Genomic DNA, 19350 nt, shown 5'->3' with positions numbered 1-19350 from the left:
GGCTGCTCATCTGCGCGAGCACGGAATTGAAGTTGTCGCCGACCTACCGGGTGTGGGCGAAAAGACCGTCAGCCGTCACGTCCACGAAATGTCAGGGCAGCGGCTGGAGTTTCCGCAGCATGGTCGGCGACGGTATCGAGCGGAGGAGCGGTGTCCACGGGCCTCATCCCCCGAAGCCATAATAGTCACGCACCACGGTCTCGCGGAGCTTGCCCGGCTCGAAGATCTCGATCACGACCCCGTCGGGTGCGCCGAGCATGAAATAGCCGCCGCCACCGCCGAGGCGACGAATCGGATTGGGAACATGAAGGCCCGCAGCGGTCATGCGTTCGTAAAGCTCGTCGATGCCGACGACCTGCATGCCGAGATGATGGACGGCATTCTTGCCCTCGCCGCGTGGCAACTGGTCATAGAGATGCAGGGCGCCGATGCCGACCTTGATGAAGACGTTGCGCGCACCGGCAACGTCGCCATCCCACTTCACCTCGGCATCGAACCACTTTTTGTAGAAGGCGATTGTCGCATCGACGTTGGATGCGAACAGATGTACGTGCTGGAGGTGGTAGCGCTGCTTGGTGCCGTAGGGGTACTGCCACTCGTTCTCGGGTGTCGTCATGCTGTCCTCGGATATTGGAGTTGATGTTTGATGTCGCGTCAGCGCTTCAGGAGCAGGCAGGCGCTTTCGGTCAGCGGAATGGTCACCTCCTGGGCCCGAATCGTGCGGAGGATCTTGTAGAGATCCCACTCTCCCTTGGAGTCCTTGGGGCCTTGACTTCGGCGAGGTACATGTCGCGGCCGTCCTCGCGGATCGTGGCGCCATGCGTGAAGGCGCTCTCGATCCGCGTTGCGCGCATTTTGCGACGTCTTGGTTTGCGTCGCTCGAACCGGTCGCCTCCACGGCCTGTAGATAGTGACGCACCGCCTCATAAACGCCGATCTGCATGAAGGTCGGCCGCTGTCCCTTGCGCCCCGAGCAATCGGAGCAAGCGCGAGCGACGAGCATCCCGAATACCAGCCTCATCCGGCGTTCCCCCATCATTGCTGTGGAAGGGTCTGTGTCAGAGCCGGTTCAGGCTGGCAAACGAGGTTTTCGCGGTGTCCCTTGAGTGAAACTCAACTCAATCGTTTGCACGCTTTCGCGAGGATGTCCTGGCCGCCGCCTTGTTGGCGCCCTGTTGCTTGCAGGCGTTGCAGAGCCACGTGGCAAAGGCCGCGACCGCCGGATCGTCCGCCATGCGTTGCTCATATTCGAGCACGAAATGGCGCCGCGTCGGCCGGACCACGGGATGCGCTCTGACGAGATTGAGTTGTGCAAGATCCGGAGCGAGCAGGCTCTCGATGGCGATGGCGGCGCCGAGCCCGGCCGCAGCGGCCTCGATCGCGAGCCCCAGATTTTCAAAGCTGCTTCCGCCGCGGATCGGCACCTTGGTGAGCTGCGCGTGGTCGAGCCAGCGTCGCCAATCGTCTGGCCGCGGCCTGTTGTGCAGCAGCGGAACTGACGCGAAATCCAGCACGCCATCCTTCAACAGAGCTGGCGAGCAGACCGGCACGGTGGCGATCGGCAGCAGAGGCCGGGTGACGAGGCCGGCTCTCGGCTCTCCGTCCGAGACGGCAATGACGGCATCGTAGCGGCTGGCAAGAAGATCAACCGGGTTGGCGCTGGTGTGCAGATCGATCTCCAACTCGGGATGTGCCGCCTTGAGCCCCGGCCATATCGGCAGGAGAAAACGCGACAGGAAGAATCCGTAGACGCCGACGGATAGCCGTCTGAACTGCCGCAGGTGCAGGCCTTCAGCGGCATCCGCAATGCGATCGAGGGCCTCGCGGGTGGAATCGGCGAACGCCTTGCCGGCCGAGGTCAGGACGAGGCCGCGCGACCCCCGCAGGAACAGCGCGGTGCCCATGCGCACCTCGAGTGCGCGGACGTGCCTGCTGACTGCGCCGACCGTCACGTTCAACTCGTCGGCGGCTCGCGTGATCGACAGGTGTCGTGCGGCCGCTTCGAATGCCCGCACGGCATGGAGTGGAGGAAGTCGTCGTGAAGCCATGATGGTGCGCCCCGCGGGATGACCGGGCCTTGAGTTTCGCTCAAGGCGCCCGCCCAAGAAGTCGTTTGCGTGGAGCGCTGTCAAGTCATACCCGAACACTGGCCCGGGGTCCGCCCCGCCCAAGATACGTCCGTCCGGAGAGGAAGCTCATGACCGTTCATGCCGGTTTGGCCCGTCGCGAAGCGTCGTCCCGACGCTCGATGGCGTTAGCGCCCACCTGCCGTGGGCTGAACTACTTTGCGATCGACCGGAGCATGCGGGATCTGCTTCCCCTGTACATGGAAGCGCCGCTGCTGGCGCATATCGAGCCGCATCTCGCCGAGCTCGGCGCACTCGCGGGAAGTAAGCTCTACGATCTGTCCGATCAGGCCGAGCGCCATCAGCCGGTGCTGCATCCGCGCGACGGCTATGGCCGCGACGAGGAGTGGGTCGAATACCACCCGGCTTACCGGGAGATGGAGCGGATCGCATTCGGACAATTCGGTATGCACGCGATGTGCAATCGAGGTGGCGTGCTGGGCTGGCCCTCGGTGATGCCGCCGATCGCAAAATACGTGTTTCACTACCTGTTTTCGCAAGCCGAGTTCGGCCTGCTGTGCCCGGTGAATCTGACCGACAGCTCGTCCGAGCTGGTGCGACGTTTCGGCAGCGACGAGCTTCAAAAGCGCTATCTGCAACGCATGTGGAGCCAGGATCCGGCCACGCTGTTCAAATGCGCGCAGTTCATGACCGAGAAGGCGGGCGGCTCCGATGTCGGTGCGGCCGAACTGACCGCCGTGCGCGATGGCGCGCATTGGAGGCTCTATGGTGAAAAATGGTTCTGCTCCAACGCCGATGCGGAGCTTGCCGTTTTGCTGGCACGGCCGGAGGGCGCAGTCGGCGGCGGGCGCGGCCTTGGCCTGTTCCTGATGCCGAAGACGCTGCCGGACGGCAGTCGCAACGCCTATCGCATCGTGAGGCTCAAGGACAAGCTCGGCAGCCGCACCATGGCCAGCGGCGAGATCGTGTTCGATGGTGCCGTCGCCTATCAGCTCGGTGAGCTCGATCAGGGCTTGAAGCATATGCTGGTGATGGTGAATTCCAGCCGTGTCTCGCATCTGGCGCGCGCCGCCGGCATGATGCGCCGCTGCCTCAACGAAGCGCTGCAGGCCTCCCGTCACCGCAACGCCTTCGGCCGCGCAGTGGTCGATCATCCCCTGATGCGCCGGCAGCTCGTCAAGCTGATGGTGCCGACCGAGCAGGCGCTGTCCGCGCTGCTCTATTCGGCAACCGCACCGGAGAAGGTGCTGCGGCTGCTGACGCCGATCGTCAAATACCGGGCCTGCCGCGACAACGTCACGGTGGCGACCGGTGCGATGGAGGCGCGCGGCGGCAACGGCTACATCGAGGACTGGCCGAACGCGCGGCTGGTGCGCGATGCCCATCTCGGCCTGATCTGGGAGGGCACCAGCAACATCAACGCGCTGGATGCCGTGCAGCGCGCCGTTGGAAAGGTCGGCGCGCACGCCGCCCTGCGCGACGATCTCCTCACCCGGCTCGCGGATACACAGGGCATTCCCGGACAGTTTCGCACGCGGCTCGATGGCGCAGTCAATGGCGCGCTGCGCTTTGCGGAAGAGGTCGCGTCCCGCAAGGAGAATGAGCGCTTCTGCCGGGCCGCGGCGGGCAAGCTCTATCATGCTGTCACGGCCGCGCTGTTCATTCAGGAGGGATTGCGCCTGGGTCTATCCGGCGGCGACGCCCGCCGCCTGCTGCTCGCGCGCTTCGTGCTGGAGCACCGCTTGCAAGAGCCGAACACGCTGAACCTGGAGAGCCAGCGCTGGGAGGACGAGGCCATCGACCTGCTGCTGGATGAGGCGCCAGTGCCGTTGTCGCGCGCGGCCGCGCTGCTGGTGAGGTAATCGCGATGGATCAGTCGGCCCAACGCGAACTCGCTCGCCTGCTTGCGACCCTGCGCCGCGAAGGACGCCAGCAGAGCGGCCTCGACCAGCGCCTCGTGCCGCCGGACAAGCCGACCGCCTATCGCGTCGCGCGCATGGTCGAGGAGGAGCTCGGCTGGACCGTCGCGGGCTGGAAGATCGCAGCGATGAAGGAAGGGCTGCAGCGCGAGTTGCGTACGGATTCGCCGATCTATGGCCGGGTCTACGCGCCGCTCATCAAACAAGCACCCGTCACGGTCGAGTATGCACGCCAGTGCAGTCCCATTCCCGAAGTCGAGTACCAGGCGCTGCTCGGCGCCGATCTTCCGCCGCGTGAAGCTCCCTACAGCATCGAAGAAGTCAAGCAGGCCGTCGTTTCGCTGCATCCGGGCGTGGAGCTGGCCGAGTGTCGTTTCGTCCACGACGCCGCGTTTCCTCCTTTGCCCGCTATCCTTGCGGACGGAGCCGGCAGCGGGACGATTGCATACGGTCCGCCGATTGAGAACTGGCGGCAGCGCGACATTGCCGGCCAGGAGGTCGTGCTGACCTGCAACGGGACCTTGAAGCGGAAGGGCAGTGCGGCGATCGCGCTGGACCATCCGATCGTGCCGGTGACATGGCTCGCCAACGAACTCTCCCGGACCGGCATCGGCCTGAAGGCGGGGCAGATGATCAGCACCGGCACGGTGACGGGAATGTTGAGACCGAAGCCCGGCGAGACTTTCGTCGCGGATTTCGGACCTTTCGGCAGCGTGACGGTGACATACGCGTGATCTGATCGAACTGACAATCTTCCAAGAACAACAGTCGGACGTGCGGGCGCGATGATGTCGTGGTCACACACTCAACCGGCGAGGAGTTGGAAACGGCATGGCGCCAGCCTTGCCTCGAGGGAGGGGAGAAGCCTATGGGATTGATCAGTCTTTGCCGCAAATTACTTCTCGTGTCAGCCGTTGCGTTATCCATGCCTGCGATGGCGAGGGCGGAATTTCCCGAGCGACCGATCAAATTCGTGGTGCCTTTTGCCGCAGGTGGACCGACGGACGCATTGGCGAGATCTCTGGCTGAGGGGGTCCGGGCCAAGCTCGGCCAGCCCGTCATTGTCGAAAACCGCGCCGGCGCCGGCGCCAACGTCGGAGCAGACTTCGTCGCTAACGCACCGGCCGATGGCTACACCCTCTTGTTTGGCACATCTGGACCGCTTGCCATCAACGTAAGCCTCTACGCAAAGCTCAGCTACGATCCAATCAAGAGCTTTGATCCGATCATCATGATCGGAAAGATGCCGAACGTTCTCTCGGTGCATCCCTCCGTGCCGGCGCAGAATGTGCAGGAGCTGATCGCGTATGCGAAAGCCAATCCGGGAAAATTGAGCTTTTCCTCGTCCGGCAACGGCGCATCGACGCATCTCGCTGGCGTCATGTTCAATGCTATCGCCGGCACCGACATCCTGCATGTCCCTTACCGCGGCGGCGCACCCGCCATCAACGATCTCATCGGCGGCCAGGTTCAGATGAGCTTTGCCGACATCTTCGTCTCCGCACCTCACATCAAGGCCGGACTCCTTCGCGCGCTCGGCGTCACGACGATCGAGCGGACGCCGGTTCTGCCCGATGTGCCGACCTTCGACGAGCAGGGCCTGAAGGGTTTCGATGTCAGCGTGTTCTTCGGCGTCGTCGCACCGAAGGGCGTGCCTGAGCCGATCATCGCGAAGCTCAATGCGGCTTTCGTCGCCGCCATGAACGACAACTCGATCAAACCGATTCTCGATGCGCAGGGAATCATCCCGGCGCCGTCGAGCAGTCCCGCCTATCTGGGGACGTTCATGGCGCAGGAAATTCCCAAATGGCGGGACGTCATCAACTCGATCGCGCTGCGAATCGATTGAGGCGGGAGAACCATCGGCAGTCGTGGTCCGCCAGGGGAGGGGATTCACGGTGCCGATGGCAGCCGCCGGCAGGACACATGAAGACACGAGCTTGGCCCCGAGCGAACCACTGGAGAGAGGATCTTATGTTTCAACGCAGCAGTTTGATGATTGCGATCGCGGCGCTCGCCATGCTCGTGCCCGTCTACGCCGGCGCACAGGAATACCCGACCAAGCCGATCACGCTGATGATTCCCTGGCCGGCCGGCGGATCGACCGACCTCACCATGCGCGCGATCGCCGAGAAGGCCTCCAAGGTACTGGGACAGCCGATTGCGATCGACAACAAGGCGGGGGGCAGTGGCACAGTCGGCCCGGCTACCATGGCTGCATCCGCAAAACCTGACGGCTACACCATCGCTCAGCTTCCAATGGGGGTGTTCCGCCTTCCTCTGATGCAGGAAACCCCCTGGGATTCGTCGAAGGACTTCACCTATATCATCCACCTCTCGGGCTACACCTTCGGCGTCACGACCAGTGCGGAAGGCCCGTTCAAGACATGGCAGGACGTGGTCGACTACGCCAAGGCCAATCCGGGCAAGGTCACCTATGCGACGCCTGGCGTGGGCACTTCGCCACATGTCGGCATGGAGCAGATCGCTATGCTCGCGGGCATCAAGCTCACGGCTGTTCCGTTCAAGGGCGGCGCGGAGACGAATGCCGCGGTGCTCGGCCAGCACACCATGCTGCAGGCCGACGCCACCGGCTGGCGTCCGCTGGTCGATGCCGGCAAGCTGCGCCTGCTGATGGTGTGGACCGCGAGCCGCTCGCCGAACTTTCCCGACGCGCCGACGCTGAAGGAGCTCGGCTATCCCGTGGTCTACGACTCGCCGTTCGGCATAGCCGGCCCGAAGGGCATGGATCCCAAGATCGTCGCCAAGCTGCACGACGCCTTCAAGAAGGCGCTGGATGATCCGGCCGTGGTCGCGACGCTGTCCAAATACGACATGGTGCCGAACTACAAGAACAGCGAGGACTACAAGAAGTTCGTCGTCGAGGTCACGGACTCCGAACGCAAGGTGATCGATGCACTCGGGCTCGGCAAGAAGAACTGAGCCATGAGTGACAACAGCAACGTCAAGTTCCATCCCAACAACACCGAACTCTGGGGCGGGCTGATCGGTCTCGGGCTCGGCCTCTTCGTGATACGGTCGGGGCTGCACCTCAAGCTCGGCACGATCCACGATCCCGGCTCGGGTTTCGTGCTGTTCTACGCCGGCATCCTGATGTGCGCGTTCGCTGCAACGATCATCGTTGCCGCGCTGGCCGACGGCGGACCGACGTTCGGCGCGCGCTGGAAAGATGTGCACTGGGCCAAGCCTGTCGTCGTCATCGCGTGTCTCACCATGTTCGCCTTCGCGCTCGATCCTTTCGGCTTCCTGCTGTCCTCGATCCCGCTGATGCTGCTGCTGATGCGTCTGATCGATCCGGTACGCTGGGTCCTCGCGGTGCCGATCTCCGTCCTGGTCCCCGTCGGCATGTGGTGGCTGCTCAAGCATGGGCTTGGCATCCAACTGCCATCCGGCATGTTCGAAATCGGCTGAGCGCTCGCCATGGATACACTCATCAATGTTGCGCATGGATTCGGGGTCGCGTTGGCGCCGATCAACCTGCTTTACTGCTTCATCGGCACGCTGGTCGGCGTGCTGCCGGGCATCGGGCCGATCTCGGCGATGTCGCTGCTGCCCGTGACGCTCTCGGGCACGCCGGAATCCGGCATCATCATGATGGCCGGCATCTATTACGGCTCGATGTATGGCGGCTCCACCACCTCGATCCTGGTCAATATCCCCGGCGAGGCGGCATCCGTCGTCACTTGCATCGACGGTCACCAGATGGCGAAGCAGGGCCGCGCGGGGCCCGCGCTCGGCATCGCCGCCTTCGGCTCCTTCATCGCCGGCACCTTTTCGCTGGTCGCCTTGATGCTGGTCGCGCCGAAGCTCGCCAGCGTCGCCATTGTCTTTGGTCCCGCCGAGTATTTCAGCCTGATGGCGCTCGGGCTCGTGGTGCTGACCTTCCTCACCCAGGGCTCGATGGCGAAGGCCTTGTTGATGGCCTGTATCGGCGTCGTGCTCGGTCTGATCGGGCTCGACAGCATTACGGCGCAGCCGCGCCCGACGTTCGGCCGCATGGAACTGATGGACGGCATCGGACTCGTGCCGGTCGTGATGGGGCTGTTCGGCGTCGCCGAGGTGTTGCTCAACACCGAGCAGACCATCAAGCGTGACATCATCAATGCCAAGATCACCCGGCTCCTCCCGAACAAGGAGGATTGGAAGGTGAGCGCCGGCCCGGTCGGCCGTGGCACCATTCTCGGTTTCTTCCTCGGCATCCTGCCGGGCGGCGGCGCCGTCGTAGCGTCCTTTGCCTCCTACGCGCTGGAGAAGCGGCTGTCGAAGACGCCGGAGCGTTTTGGCCATGGCGCCATCGAAGGCGTCGCAGGGCCGGAAGCGGCCAACAACGCCGCGGCGGGCGGCGCCTTCATTCCGCTGATGACGCTCGGCATTCCGCCGAATGTGGTGATGGCGCTGCTGCTCGGCGCCTTCGTGGTTCACGGGCTGCAACCGGGACCGCTGATGATCACGCAGAACCCCGGGCTATTCTGGGGCATCGTCGCCAGCATGTATATCGGCAACCTCATGCTGCTGGTGCTCAATTTGCCGATGATCGGTATGTGGGTGCAGCTCCTGAAGCTGCCCTACAACATCCTGTTCCCCCTCATCATCCTCTTCACCATCATCGGCGTCTATTGCAGCGGCAATAACGTGTTCGACGTCTACGTCATGATCGCGTTCGGAATCATCGGCTATTTCCTGCGCAAGCTCGGCTACGAGCCGGCACCGCTGGTGCTGGCCTTCGTGCTGGGACCGATGCTGGAGAACAATCTGCGCAAGTCGCTGATCCTCTCGCAGGGCGATCTCGGCACCTTCGTGACGCGGCCGATCTCGGCGGTGTGCCTCGCGCTTGCTCTGGTGCTGCTGATCGGACCGCTGTTGCCGGCGCTGCGCAGAAAGCGCGAACTGGTGGCGCTTGACGAGGGAGCCTAACGTTGACCTGTGCGGCTCTCGCTACGCTATGGCTTGTCGATTGCGCTCTTCAGCAGGAGCTCGAGCTCGTGGCTGACCTCCTCCAGGGGTTGGGCGCTTCGCGCAGCCCTGCACATGGCGACCGTACCTTCGACCGATGCGACGATCAGCGTGGCAAGCCGCCGCGCGCGCGACGCGGTGAGGCCTTCCTGCTTCAGCGCATTGGACAGGATCTGCTGCCAGTCCGCAAAGATGCCCTGAGCGAGATCAAGCAGATGGCGCTGGACCGCCTGTCCGCCGGCGGTTTCCTGATCGGAGGGATCGCTGACATATTCCTCGACGGCAACTGCCAGGATCGGACATCCGGCCTGATAATTCGTCTGCTCCAGCGTCCTCTTCCAAAGCGTGATGAAGGCGCGCAGGCCGGCCATGGCCCCCCGTTCGCTGGTGAGATGTCGCAAGGGACCGCTGACCTGGGTGCCCGCAAAGACAATGGCATCTTCGATGAGCTGCCGTTTGCCCCCGGGAAAATGATGGCTGATCGATCCGCGCGGCGTGCCGGTGTGGCGCACGACCTCCCGCACGCTCGTCGCATTCACGCCGCGGCGGCTCATCAGATCGGCGGCCCCGGCCACCATTTTCGCTCTCGTATCGGACGTCATCGGGCACCTCGTCGTCCGACGCTACAATATGACAGTTGACATAGCCAGCGCCGTGTGGGTGTATGTCACGTGACATAGTCAGCCCGGAGAGTTCGAGATGACCTTTATCCACGTGATGACCCCGCAAGGCCGATTGACCGGTCAGCAGCGCCGGGTGCTTGCCAAGACGCTGACGGATGCCGTGCTGGTGCCTGAGGTCGGCCGGCTCGTTCCCCAGGCACGGCGAGGTTACCAGGTGCATTTCCTCGAGCGCCCGCTCGACATGATCGCGCACGGCGGAGAGCTGCTCTCGGACCAGCCGAGCGACGTCATGGTGGTGGACGTCGTCGTGATGGACTGCTGCTGGACCCGCGAGGATCGAGCCGCCGTCATTCGCAATGTGCTGAGGGCGCTCGCCGATGCTTGCGAGATGAAGGAGCCCTCTCCGAGCTGGTGGGTCAATTTCCGCATCATCGAAGAGGGCAATTGGGGCTCTCGCGGCGGCGTGTTGTCCTTCCTCGAGATTCTCCAGGAGGGCGCAGCGGCGTTCCCGCCGGAGCGGGCCGCAGCCATTCGAACCGCACTCGCCATCAAGAACGACAGGTAGACAGGAGACGCTCGCATGACCACCGAAGGCACGATCCGCACCGAGGCGCATGATCACATCCTGAAGATCATCATCGACAATCCCGCGAAGAAGAACTCCTTCTCCCCACAGATGATGGATCTGCTGTCGGACGCGTTGACCGAGTTGCACGACAACGACGGCTACTGGGTCGGCGTGATTTGCGCGGAAGGCAAGGACTTCACCGCGGGCCTCGACATGCCGAAATTCTTCGGCCCGAACGCCGAGAAGCGGACTGTCAAGGAAGGCAATGTCGACGTTTTCGGCCTCACCAAGCGCTGCAAGAAGCCAATCGTCACCGCGACGCAAGGCATCGTCTACACCGTCGGCATCGAGCTGATGCTGGCCGGCGACATCGTGGTGGCCGCCGACGACAGCCGGTTCTGCCAGATGGAGGCCAAGCGCGGCATCGCGCCCCTGGGCGGCGCTCACTTCCGCTATCTGTCCCGCGCAGGCTGGGGTAACGCCATGTACCACCTCTTCCTCTGCGATGAATTCACGGCGCAACGTGCCCGGGAGATCGGTCTCGTCCAAGAGGTCGTTCCGGCCGGCCAGCAGGTCGGCCGTGCCATGGAGATCGCGGCGATCATCGCCCGCAACGCACCGCTTGGGATTCAGGTGACCAAGGAAGCGGCCGCGAAATACACCGAGCAGGGTGAGGCGGCTGCGATCGCCTGCATCCCGGCGATCCGGGACCGTGTGCTCAAGAGCGCCGACGCGCGCGAGGGCATCCAGTCGTTTATTGAGCGGCGGCCAGCAGTCTTCCAGGGACGGTGAGCCAATGCCACAAGCATCTTCGCGACGGGCGACCGGCGGATGAAGGTGGCTGATAACCAGATCTTTGGACAGTCATCAGCCCCTTGGGGCCTTCTTCGCTGAACGACGCAGCGTTGCGGGATGCAAGGCACCCCAAAGCCTGTCTAGATTGCATTGCGGTCGAGCGAATTCGGCTGATGCCTTGACTTGAAGGCCACCTTCGCCCGCTCACGCAGGCGCTGGAAAACCACGTAGAGCATCGGCACGATGAATATTCCGATCGAGCTTGCGGCCAGCATGCCGGCGAAGACCGCCGTGCCGACCGCACGCCGGCTGAGGGCGGCAGCGCCGGTCGCGATCACGAGCGGCAAGAGGCCCAGGATGAAGGCCGCCGAGGTCATCATGACGGCGCGAAAGCGCATATGTGCGCCCTGGATCGCGGCCTCGTTGAGCGGCACGCCGGCCTCGCGTTGCTCCTTGGCGAACTCGACGATCAGGATGCCGTTCTTGGCGGCAAGCGCGATCAGGACGACGAGGCCGATTTGACCGTAGAGGTCGAGATTGAGCCCGGCGATCTTGATGCCGAGATAGGATCCGAGCACGCCGACGACGACCGAGAGCAGCACGGGGATCGGAATCACGGTGCTTTCATACAGCGCGACCAGGAACAGATAAGCGAAGAGGACGGCGAGCATAAGCACGATGCCGGTCTGGCCGGCCGCCTGCTGTTCCTGGTAGGCGGTGCCAGTCCACGCGAAACCGTACCCCGGCGGCAGAACATCCTCCGAGATCTGCGCCATGGCGGCGATCGCGGTCCCGGAAGAGATGCCCGATGCCGGGCTGCCGTTGACGGTCACCGAACGATAGTTGTTGTAGCGGGTGATGACCTGTGGCCCGGTCACGATCTTGAGGCCGGCGAGGGATCGTAACGGCACCATCTCGCCCGAGCTGTTACGCACATGGATGCGCCAGACATCGGACGTATCGGCGCGATCGAACGCTTCACCTTGCAGATTGACCTGCCAGGTGCGACCGAACAGGTTGAAGTTGTTGACGTAGATGCCGCCAAGCGTGGCCTGGAGGGCAGTGAAGATGTCGTTGATGGTGACGCCCAGCGCCTGGGCCTTGCGGCGGTCAATATCGAGATAGAGCGATGGATTGGTTGCCGTGAATGTCGAGAACACGCGCGCGAGCCGAGGATCGGCATTGGCTGCGCCGATCAATGCGTTCGTGACGCTGGAGATCGCGGCCGGGGCCTGACCTTCCAGGGCCTGCAATTGATATTCGAAGCCACCGCCGGTGGAGAGTCCGATGATCGGCGGCAGGTTGAACGGTAGCACATTGGCTTGCCGGATCTGCGCGCCGGCGGCGAAGGTCTTGGCGATCAACGCCTGGGCGGAATCCGTTGCCGTCTTGCGGTCGGCGAACGGCTTCAGTCGCGCCACCACGAGTGCGCTGTTCGGCTCGGAGGCTCCGTCGAGCAGGGAAAAGCCGATCACCGCGAGGACGTGGTCGACGGCCGGCATCTTTTTCAAGATGTCCTCGATCTGCCGGGTGGTCTCGCTGGTCCGCTCGACCGATGCGCCGTCCGGCAACTGAACCGAGGTGAAGAAGGCACCCTGGTCCTCCTCGGGCAGGAAGCCCGTCGGGGTCACCAGCGACAGGCCGAAGATTCCTGCGGCAAAGGCTGCCACCAGCAGGAGCGACAAGGCTGCCATGCGCACCAGCCGGCGGACCGCGCCGCCGTAGCGATCGCGCACCCAGTCGATGCCGGTAAGCATGCGGCCGATGATGCCGCGGCGCTGTCCTGTATGACGCAGCAGCAGCGCACAAAGGGCTGGCGACAGCGTCAGGGCATTCAATGCCGAGATCATCATGGCGGCGCTGATCGTCACCGCGAATTGGCGGAACAGCGTGCCCGAGATACCGGGAATGAAAGCGATAGGCACGAACACCGAGAGCAGTACCAGCGTGATCGCGACGATCGGCGCGGTGATCTGGCTCATGGCTTTCTTGCTGGCCTCGGCCGGAGACAGGGCAGGCTCCTCCGCCATGACACGTTCGACATTCTCGACCACGACGATGGCGTCGTCGACCACGATGCCGATCGCGAGCACCATTGCGAGCAGGGATACGGTGTTGGCGGAATAACCGAGCGCGAGCAGGACGGCGAAGGTGCCCACGAGGCTTACCGGGACCGCGACGGCCGGAATCGCGGTGGCACGCATGTTTCCGAGGAACAGATAGACCACGATCACAACCAGGACGAAGGCCTCGCCCAACGTCCACAGCACCTCCGTGATCGTGTCGCGTACGAACGTGGTGGAGTCGTATTGCACGAGATAACCGAGCCCTGCCGGAAACCGGCCGGACAGCCGCTGCATCGTGTCCGCGACCGCACGCGCGGTGGTCACCGCGTTGGCGCCGGGGGCGAGGTAGATCGCAATCGGAACTGCAGCTCGCCCGTCGATCCGGGCTTCGCTGTCGAGATTTTGCGCGCCCAACTCGACGCGGGCGACCTCCTTGACCAGCAGTGAGGATCCGTCCGGCTCGGCGCGCAGCACGATGTTGGCGAATTGATCGACAGTGGCGAGGCGGCCCATTGTCTGCACGTTGAACTGGAACTGCTGATCGTCGCTGATCGGCCGCGCGCCAATGCGGCCGACGGGAGCCTGGACGCTCTGTGCGCGAATGGCGGCGACCACGTCCGAGGGGGTCAGGTTGAGGCTTGTGAGGCGCTGCGTATCGAACCAGATCCGCATCGAATAATTCATCCTGGCGAACAGATTGGCCTGGCCGACACCCGGCGTGCTCGCAATCGCGTCCAGCACGTTGATGATGGCGTAATTGGTGATGAAGAGCGGGTCCTGCTGGCCATCTGCACTGTAGAGCACCAGGAACTGCAGGATCGAAGAGGATCGTTTCTGGACGGTCACGCCCTGCTGTTGCACTTCCGTGGGCAATTGCGACAATGCGCTCTGGACGCGATTATTGACGTTGACCGTGTTGATGTCGGGATTGGTGCCGAGCGCGAACGAAACTGTCAGCGTATAGCTGCCGTCGTTGCCGCTGGTCGATTTCATATAGAGCGCGCGGTCGACGCCGACCACCTGCGCCTCCAACGGCTGTGCGACGCTGCTCTCCACGACCTCGGCGGAGGCGCCGGGAAAATTCGCGGCGACGGTGACCTGCGGCGGCACGATATCGGGAAACTGCGCCACCGGGATCTGCGTGAGCGCCAGCGCGCCGGCGATGGTGATGACAAAGGCGATCACCATCGAAAGACGTGGTCGGTCGACGAAGACGCTCGATATCATTGGCTGCCGCCCTTGCCGGTTCGGGGCGGCGGGGCGCGCCCGCCTTGCGGAGTCGCCTCGCCAGTTGAGTCTTTCATGCTCGACAAGATCAGCGGACTTGCCGGCTCTGGAGAGACGGTTTGGCCGGCGCGAACCCGCTGCAGCCCTTCCGCGATCACCTTGTCACCGGCCGTCAATCCGCTGATGACGGCGGCGATCGTGGGAGTCGATTGCCCGAGCTGAATGCGCCGCTGCTCTGCCTTATCGTTTGCCCCGACGACAAGAACGTAGTCGCCGCGCTGGTCGGACAGCACCGCCGAGCGCGGAATCGCCAGCACCTCGACAGGCTGGACTCCTTCGAGGACGACGGTGACGAATTCGCCGTTGGTGAGCTCGTGGACGGTGACGCCAGCGGCCGAGGGAGCGCGCAGGATCGGGTTGGCGATCTCTCCGCGCACCGTGATCGTGTCGGTGTTCTGGGCGATGGTGTTGTCGACGAAATTCAGCTTGCCGGATTGCCCATACATGCGCCCGTCGGGCAGCCGCAACCGGATCGTCACCGCCTCGAGGCCGCCTTGGGGGCCGTAGCGTTCGCGCAGCTCGAGCCCCTGGCGCAGCGGCACCGGGAACGTGACATACATTGGATCCTGGCTGACGATCGTGGTCAGCACGCCCGAACTCGGACTGACGATGTTGCCTTCCGTCACGGCCGTGCGCCCGATCTTGCCGTCGATCGGCGCGCTGATGATGGTGTAGTCGAGGTTGATTTGTGAGGCCTGGACCTGCGCCTGCCCAGCCTTGACCTGGGCCTCGAGGCTGCGCTGGCTCGCGAGCGCGGCATCGTAGGTCGATTGCTGCCCGGCCGGTCCGCCAAGCAGGGTGCGGGCGCGCTCGGTGGTCAATCTGGCATTCTCAAGCGTCGCTTCGAGCTGTGCCACCTGCGCCTGCTTGGCGGCGACATCGGCCTCGAACGGGCCGCGTTCGAGCTTATAGAGCTGCTCGCCTTTCCTGATTTCGGCGCCCTCGGTGAACAGCCGCCGCTCCAGAAAAGCGGTGACGCGAGCGGCAATGTTGACCTGGTTGATGGCCTCGATCCGGCCGAGAAACTCACTGCTCTCGGTGATCGGCCGCCGCGCCGCTTCGACAACGCCGACGGCGGGCGCGGGCGGGGCCGGCTGCGGCCGCGCGGGTTCGCCGGCTAGTGTCAAGAGGCTCGCCGCCAGCAGTCCGAGCCGGACGTCAGCAAGGTTCATCGTCCGCTCCCTGCACCAGGCTCGGAACTGCCGGCGTCAGGCCTCCGCGATTCGACCAGCTGAGCTAGTCCCGCGCGGTTCGGTTGCTGCGCGCCGGCTCGTCGTAGCCCTTGCGATGGCTATAGAACATCAGCGCGATCAGGCCGCAGCCGAGCACCAGAACAAGGATGGCGGCCGCCGCCAGCACGATGTTTCCGTAACGCGGCATCGAGGGTGTCGCCGTCCAGACTGACAGGCAGAACCAGCTCGCGCCGAGGAAAAGCACTGCAAGCACGGCGACGAGGATCCATTGGTTCTTGTTGCGTACCATTTCCTCATCCTCTTCGGACTACCAGCGCCATCCGCAATGACGGCGCCCACGATGCCACCAGCAAACCCAGCGGCGGCGCCGGCGCGGTCGCGGGCCCCAGCCAGGATGAGAAGGGCCCCAGCCGGGCCGCGGCGGAGGTCCCCATTGCACCGGGATGGCGCGATCCCCCGGTGCCCGGCCGGCCCGAGAGAGACCGGGATCGGCCGGCATTGCGTCCGCAACACCGATGAACTGAGCACCGGACGTTCCGATCGCGGCGGCGGCAATGGTGTTCATCGCAAGGCTGAGGAAGACGCGGCGACTGGGAGCATCCATGGTTGTTCTCTCCTCTGTTATCCGGTCGTTCGCACCGATTGCAGCGCATAGAGCAGCCATGCCAGGCCATGGGCAATCAGGTCGACGCCCAACAGGAAGCCGAGAGCCCAAGCGCTGATGGTGGGGAAGCCGAACAGGACCAGCACGCCGGCGATCACCGCGAAGACGCCCGAGATCAGCATCATCCATCCGTTCTGCCGCCAATAGGCAAAGCTCAGCACGCATCGAATGACACCCGAAGCGAACAGCACCGCGCCGAGGAAATAGGTCAGGATAAGCGCGCCCGAGACCGGCTGGGTGAGCAGCACGACACCGAAGGCGAGGTAGAGTGCGCCGAGCACGACTTGCCAAAGGAACCCGCCCCACCCCTTGGTCCAGAAGGCGTGGGCAATCTCGAATGCGCCGGCGGCGATCGCGGTGAGCCCGATGAGCTTGACACTGACGACGGTGGCGAAGGCAAGGTCGCCGAGCGCGAACAGGCCGGCGGCGATCAGGACGACGCCGAGGAGCGCACAAACCCACAGCGGCGGAGCAACCACGGCATCGAGACTTCCGCGACTGTCATACACTGTCATGCGATCCTCCTGGGCGGCTACGGCCCGAACGAGCATGCATCGGATCCTAGCTTCGAACACCCGACGCCGACATCGGACGAAACCCTGAACAGCGGGGCGGGAATGTTCTCATCCTCTCCCTGCGCGAACCGGCATCAGGAGCGGACCGAACCGCGGGACCGAGACGACGGGATCAGAGCCCGCCTCGCGGTCCCAGTGTCAGCTGAGTTACGCCAGCCGCGAGATTGAGCCCGATCGAGCGTTCGACCGAGATCGGCTGCAGCATCACGCTCCTGCGCGAGCCGCCGACCAGGACGTTGGCGCCGAGGCCGGGACCGAATGCAAGATTGCCGCTCGCGCCGACGTAACTGCCGCGCAACGTGCCGGGGCCTATCCGCGAGTTCCTGGCGAGGACGGCCCACGATAGCGCGCCGGCGCTGGTCACGCCGATATCAACGCCGACGCGCCGTATCCGCCCCTCGTAGACGTACTGCCGGGGCGGGCGCAGCGCGTTGAACACGCAACGCAGCGCCTGCGTCGATCCAAGCACCAGTCCGATGCGTGGCTCCGAGAAGCACAGGAGCCTGCCCACCCTGAATCTCTCGGCTTGCGCGGGCGAGGTGACGGCGCAAAGAACGAGTGATGCGCCGATGGCGGCAAGATATCGCAACGTTCGCATTCAATCCTCCCGGTGGTTCGTGATGTCCCTGGCGCTCTGCGAGGGGCCGCCGTCCTGACGCCACCAGAACGAGATGGCGAGGCCAATCAGCAGCACCGCCCCGAGCAGGAAGAAGAAGATGGATTGCTTCAGCCAGGAAATCGCCGGAACGGCGGCGCCCATCGCAAGGCCAAGGAAGGCGATCTGCAACGACAGCAGGCTCAGGCCCGCAAGGAACGTGCCGAGCGCGAGCAACGTCAGCAGGACGAGTCCCGTTGCAGGGGTCGGAAGCAGTTGCTGCACGCCGGAGATCAGCATGATGTTCATCGTGATCAGGACCGCGATCCAGTGCAGAGCCTGCGTCCAGATCAGCCGGATCTGGCCCTCCTTGCCCTCGATCTCCGGCCACTTGGTGACGACGCAGACGACGCCGATGGCGAGCGCCAGGAATTCCCAATAGCCGGTCAACGGCTGGTGCGAGACGTTGGTATAGGCAACGCCGACGATGGCGAGCAGCAGCGCGACGACGTAGGGGAGTTGCTGCCACAGGAAACGCGCCGTCGTCGAACGCGCAGGGGCATCACTCGGCTGCGCTTCGAATTCGCTCATGGCTGCTCGCTCGCAATTAATGGCGGCTTGGGATCGCCGCCCAGATAGTCCTCGACATAGAACCTGACGATCGCAACCCGACCGATCGCAACCAGCGGCATCGCGACCGCGACGCCCATGACGCCGAACTGAGCGCCGAGAAGGACGATCGCAACCAGTGTCCACGCCGGCGGGGTCTCGACTGCCTGGCGCTGGATCAGTGGGCCGATCACGTAGCCTTCGATCGACTGGATGATGGTGTACACGGCGACCGCCCAGATCAGGGGCGATGCGCCGAGCGGCATCGCGACGAGCGCGATCGGGATCGCGGCAACGATCGGCCCGAGATAGGGAATGAAGTTGGACAGACCGGCCTGAAGTCCAAGCACGAAGGGACCGGGCAGCCCGATAAGATAGAGCGCGAGCCACACGCACAACGTCATCAGCATGATGCGGATCAATTGTCCCACGAACCACAGCCGCATGACGTTGCCCATCTCGTCCATCACGGCGCGCGCACGGGCGCGATGGGAATGCCTGACCAGCGCGATCACGCTTTCGCGGTGGCCGGTGGGATCGAAAGCGAAGAGAATGCCGAGGAACAGGATCACCAGCACGGCGGTCAGAACGCTCGATGCTCCGCCGAGCAGAAATTGAGCGTGGCTGAAGAACCGGCCCTGATCGGCGAATAGCCATTGTGCGAAGTCGCGGCCCCATTCCGGGCCGAGCAGGTCGACGCCATACGACAGCAGGTGCTCCTGGAGCAGGTCGACCTGCGCATCCATCACTTTCAGAAGCAGACGCGTCTGTTCCGGCAGCTTGCGCGCGCCCCAGGCGAGGCCAAAGCAGGAGAGCGCGGACAGAAGCAGGACAACGAGCGTCAACCGCCAGGCTCGTTTGAGTGGAAGGACCGGCGCCAAGGTTCGCGCCAAGGCGTCCAGAAAGGCGGCGAACAGCACCCCGGCGAAGACAATCAGAAGGCTGGAGACCGTTTGCCAGATCAGGAACAAAGCGATGCCGGCGGCGAGCAGGGTGAGACCGACGGCCAGCAGACTTGGCCGTCCGGCCTCTCCGGTCCCGTCGACAGCGGTCTCGTCGCGAGGGAGTTCTCGGTAGTTTAGGGAGCGCATCCGGGAATCGCTGTCAGGTTGATCCATTGGAGGGGCCACTACGATGTCTCAGGTGCGAAGGCGGCGGCTGCCATAGTGCGGGTGTCTGCCGCCGCGATGACGCCAGTACCGGTGCTTTGTCGGATTGGTGTTGGTGTTCGGAGGCGCCTGCTTTTTGGATGCGGCGGTGCCGGTCTCCTTTGTCATCGCCGCGCTGTTGTCCTTCGATTGCGCGAGCGTGACGGTGGGTAGCGCCGTGACGGCCAGCAACCCGGCGAGGAGCAAGCTGCAACGCGTGATCGTCATGTTCATGTTCGCCTCCCTA

Annotated in this window: 19 protein-coding genes; 8 read left to right on the top strand and 11 right to left on the bottom strand. The window is 64.1% G+C overall.

Features of this window, described 5'->3' with window-relative positions:
• Positions 1-163: 163 nt before the first annotated feature.
• Entirely contained in the window at positions 164-616 is a 453-nt protein-coding gene (locus GGD62_RS34730; protein WP_018318119.1) for a VOC family protein, read from the bottom strand.
• Positions 617-1118: 502 nt separating this feature from the next.
• Complete coding sequence (locus GGD62_RS34725; protein ID WP_018318117.1) at positions 1119-2048, bottom strand: LysR substrate-binding domain-containing protein; 930 nt, start codon at positions 2046-2048, stop codon at positions 1119-1121.
• 200 nt (positions 2049-2248) lie between these two features.
• Between GGD62_RS34725 and GGD62_RS34720 the strand changes: the two genes are divergently transcribed.
• The 6 genes from GGD62_RS34720 (at position 2249) to GGD62_RS34695 (ending at position 8941) form a co-directional block, all read left to right on the top strand.
• The gene (locus GGD62_RS34720; RefSeq protein WP_183712849.1) at positions 2249-3949 is read left to right on the top strand and encodes an acyl-CoA dehydrogenase family protein; all 1701 of its coding nucleotides are present in this window, start codon (positions 2249-2251) and stop codon (positions 3947-3949) included.
• A gap of 5 nt (positions 3950-3954) precedes the next feature.
• Entirely contained in the window at positions 3955-4740 is a 786-nt protein-coding gene (locus tag GGD62_RS34715) for a 2-keto-4-pentenoate hydratase (protein ID WP_183712846.1), read from the top strand.
• Between the two features lie 275 nt (positions 4741-5015).
• Positions 5016-5855, top strand: coding sequence for a tripartite tricarboxylate transporter substrate binding protein (locus GGD62_RS34710; protein WP_246800387.1), 840 nt, complete (start codon positions 5016-5018; stop codon positions 5853-5855).
• Between the two features lie 146 nt (positions 5856-6001).
• Positions 6002-6949 (top strand): tripartite tricarboxylate transporter substrate binding protein, encoded by a 948-nt coding sequence (locus GGD62_RS34705; RefSeq protein WP_246800408.1) that lies wholly within the window; start codon positions 6002-6004, stop codon positions 6947-6949.
• 3 nt (positions 6950-6952) lie between these two features.
• Entirely contained in the window at positions 6953-7438 is a 486-nt protein-coding gene (locus tag GGD62_RS34700) for a tripartite tricarboxylate transporter TctB family protein (protein ID WP_183712837.1), read from the top strand.
• Between the two features lie 9 nt (positions 7439-7447).
• Complete coding sequence (locus tag GGD62_RS34695) at positions 7448-8941, top strand: tripartite tricarboxylate transporter permease (RefSeq protein ID WP_183712834.1); 1494 nt, start codon at positions 7448-7450, stop codon at positions 8939-8941.
• A 26-nt stretch (positions 8942-8967) separates the two neighbouring features.
• Here the strand turns inward: GGD62_RS34695 and GGD62_RS34690 are convergent, their stop codons facing one another.
• A complete protein-coding gene (locus GGD62_RS34690; protein WP_244550611.1) occupies positions 8968-9558 on the bottom strand; it encodes a TetR/AcrR family transcriptional regulator in 591 nt (196 codons plus the stop codon).
• Between the two features lie 121 nt (positions 9559-9679).
• Between GGD62_RS34690 and GGD62_RS34685 the strand changes: the two genes are divergently transcribed.
• Positions 9680-10168, top strand: a complete 489-nt coding sequence (locus GGD62_RS34685) for a tautomerase enzyme (protein WP_183712831.1) — start codon at positions 9680-9682, stop codon at positions 10166-10168.
• Between the two features lie 15 nt (positions 10169-10183).
• Positions 10184-10963, top strand: a complete 780-nt coding sequence (locus GGD62_RS34680) for a crotonase/enoyl-CoA hydratase family protein (protein WP_183712828.1) — start codon at positions 10184-10186, stop codon at positions 10961-10963.
• Between the two features lie 143 nt (positions 10964-11106).
• On the opposite strand, the gene GGD62_RS34675 is transcribed toward GGD62_RS34680, so the two are convergent.
• The 8 genes from GGD62_RS34675 to GGD62_RS34640 form a co-directional block, all read right to left on the bottom strand.
• Complete coding sequence (locus GGD62_RS34675; RefSeq protein WP_183712825.1) at positions 11107-14259, bottom strand: efflux RND transporter permease subunit; 3153 nt, start codon at positions 14257-14259, stop codon at positions 11107-11109.
• Positions 14256-15491 (bottom strand): efflux RND transporter periplasmic adaptor subunit, encoded by a 1236-nt coding sequence (locus tag GGD62_RS34670; protein WP_183712822.1) that lies wholly within the window; start codon positions 15489-15491, stop codon positions 14256-14258. Before GGD62_RS34670 ends, GGD62_RS34675 begins: the two co-directional genes overlap by 4 nt.
• 64 nt (positions 15492-15555) lie before the next feature.
• Complete coding sequence (locus tag GGD62_RS34665) at positions 15556-15801, bottom strand: hypothetical protein (RefSeq protein ID WP_183712818.1); 246 nt, start codon at positions 15799-15801, stop codon at positions 15556-15558.
• Positions 15802-16133: 332 nt separating this feature from the next.
• The gene (locus GGD62_RS34660) at positions 16134-16691 is read right to left on the bottom strand and encodes an HdeD family acid-resistance protein (RefSeq protein WP_018318104.1); all 558 of its coding nucleotides are present in this window, start codon (positions 16689-16691) and stop codon (positions 16134-16136) included.
• Between the two features lie 172 nt (positions 16692-16863).
• Positions 16864-17349: a DUF992 domain-containing protein gene (locus GGD62_RS34655; protein WP_183712815.1), complete on the bottom strand. Its 486-nt coding sequence runs from the start codon at positions 17347-17349 to the stop codon at positions 16864-16866.
• Positions 17350-17937: a hypothetical protein gene (locus tag GGD62_RS34650; RefSeq protein ID WP_183712812.1), complete on the bottom strand. Its 588-nt coding sequence runs from the start codon at positions 17935-17937 to the stop codon at positions 17350-17352.
• Complete coding sequence (locus GGD62_RS34645; protein ID WP_183712810.1) at positions 17934-19046, bottom strand: AI-2E family transporter; 1113 nt, start codon at positions 19044-19046, stop codon at positions 17934-17936. Before GGD62_RS34645 ends, GGD62_RS34650 begins: the two co-directional genes overlap by 4 nt.
• A gap of 48 nt (positions 19047-19094) precedes the next feature.
• On the bottom strand, positions 19095-19337 hold the full coding sequence (locus tag GGD62_RS34640; RefSeq protein WP_183712807.1) for a hypothetical protein: 243 nt from the start codon (positions 19335-19337) through the stop codon (positions 19095-19097).
• Positions 19338-19350: the final 13 nt, after the last annotated feature.

Origin of the sequence: Bradyrhizobium sp. ERR14 (genome assembly GCF_014198235.1) — a bacterium.
Classification (GTDB): Bacteria; Pseudomonadota; Alphaproteobacteria; order Rhizobiales; family Xanthobacteraceae; genus Bradyrhizobium.
Note: the sequence above shows the minus strand (reverse complement) of the source record. Positions and strands in the feature narration are given on the sequence as shown.

What these genes read in the sequence shown, in the direction of transcription:
- GGD62_RS34645 (WP_183712810.1), bottom strand. Translation starts at nt 19,046, where the DNA reads ATGCGCTCCCTAAACTACCGAGAACTCCCTCGCGACGAGACCGCTGTC.
- GGD62_RS34695 (WP_183712834.1), top strand. Translation starts at nt 7,448, where the DNA reads ATGGATACACTCATCAATGTTGCGCATGGATTCGGGGTCGCGTTGGCG.
- GGD62_RS34675 (WP_183712825.1), bottom strand. Translation starts at nt 14,259, where the DNA reads ATGATATCGAGCGTCTTCGTCGACCGACCACGTCTTTCGATGGTGATC.
- GGD62_RS34650 (WP_183712812.1), bottom strand. Translation starts at nt 17,937, where the DNA reads ATGAGCGAATTCGAAGCGCAGCCGAGTGATGCCCCTGCGCGTTCGACG.
- GGD62_RS34680 (WP_183712828.1), top strand. Translation starts at nt 10,184, where the DNA reads ATGACCACCGAAGGCACGATCCGCACCGAGGCGCATGATCACATCCTG.
- GGD62_RS34665 (WP_183712818.1), bottom strand. Translation starts at nt 15,801, where the DNA reads ATGGTACGCAACAAGAACCAATGGATCCTCGTCGCCGTGCTTGCAGTG.
- GGD62_RS34690 (WP_244550611.1), bottom strand. Translation starts at nt 9,558, where the DNA reads ATGGTGGCCGGGGCCGCCGATCTGATGAGCCGCCGCGGCGTGAATGCG.
- GGD62_RS34730 (WP_018318119.1), bottom strand. Translation starts at nt 616, where the DNA reads ATGACGACACCCGAGAACGAGTGGCAGTACCCCTACGGCACCAAGCAG.
- GGD62_RS34700 (WP_183712837.1), top strand. Translation starts at nt 6,953, where the DNA reads ATGAGTGACAACAGCAACGTCAAGTTCCATCCCAACAACACCGAACTC.
- GGD62_RS34725 (WP_018318117.1), bottom strand. Translation starts at nt 2,048, where the DNA reads ATGGCTTCACGACGACTTCCTCCACTCCATGCCGTGCGGGCATTCGAA.
- GGD62_RS34715 (WP_183712846.1), top strand. Translation starts at nt 3,955, where the DNA reads ATGGATCAGTCGGCCCAACGCGAACTCGCTCGCCTGCTTGCGACCCTG.
- GGD62_RS34685 (WP_183712831.1), top strand. Translation starts at nt 9,680, where the DNA reads ATGACCTTTATCCACGTGATGACCCCGCAAGGCCGATTGACCGGTCAG.
- GGD62_RS34670 (WP_183712822.1), bottom strand. Translation starts at nt 15,491, where the DNA reads ATGAACCTTGCTGACGTCCGGCTCGGACTGCTGGCGGCGAGCCTCTTG.
- GGD62_RS34660 (WP_018318104.1), bottom strand. Translation starts at nt 16,691, where the DNA reads ATGACAGTGTATGACAGTCGCGGAAGTCTCGATGCCGTGGTTGCTCCG.
- GGD62_RS34705 (WP_246800408.1), top strand. Translation starts at nt 6,002, where the DNA reads ATGATTGCGATCGCGGCGCTCGCCATGCTCGTGCCCGTCTACGCCGGC.
- GGD62_RS34640 (WP_183712807.1), bottom strand. Translation starts at nt 19,337, where the DNA reads ATGAACATGACGATCACGCGTTGCAGCTTGCTCCTCGCCGGGTTGCTG.
- GGD62_RS34720 (WP_183712849.1), top strand. Translation starts at nt 2,249, where the DNA reads ATGGCGTTAGCGCCCACCTGCCGTGGGCTGAACTACTTTGCGATCGAC.
- GGD62_RS34655 (WP_183712815.1), bottom strand. Translation starts at nt 17,349, where the DNA reads ATGCGAACGTTGCGATATCTTGCCGCCATCGGCGCATCACTCGTTCTT.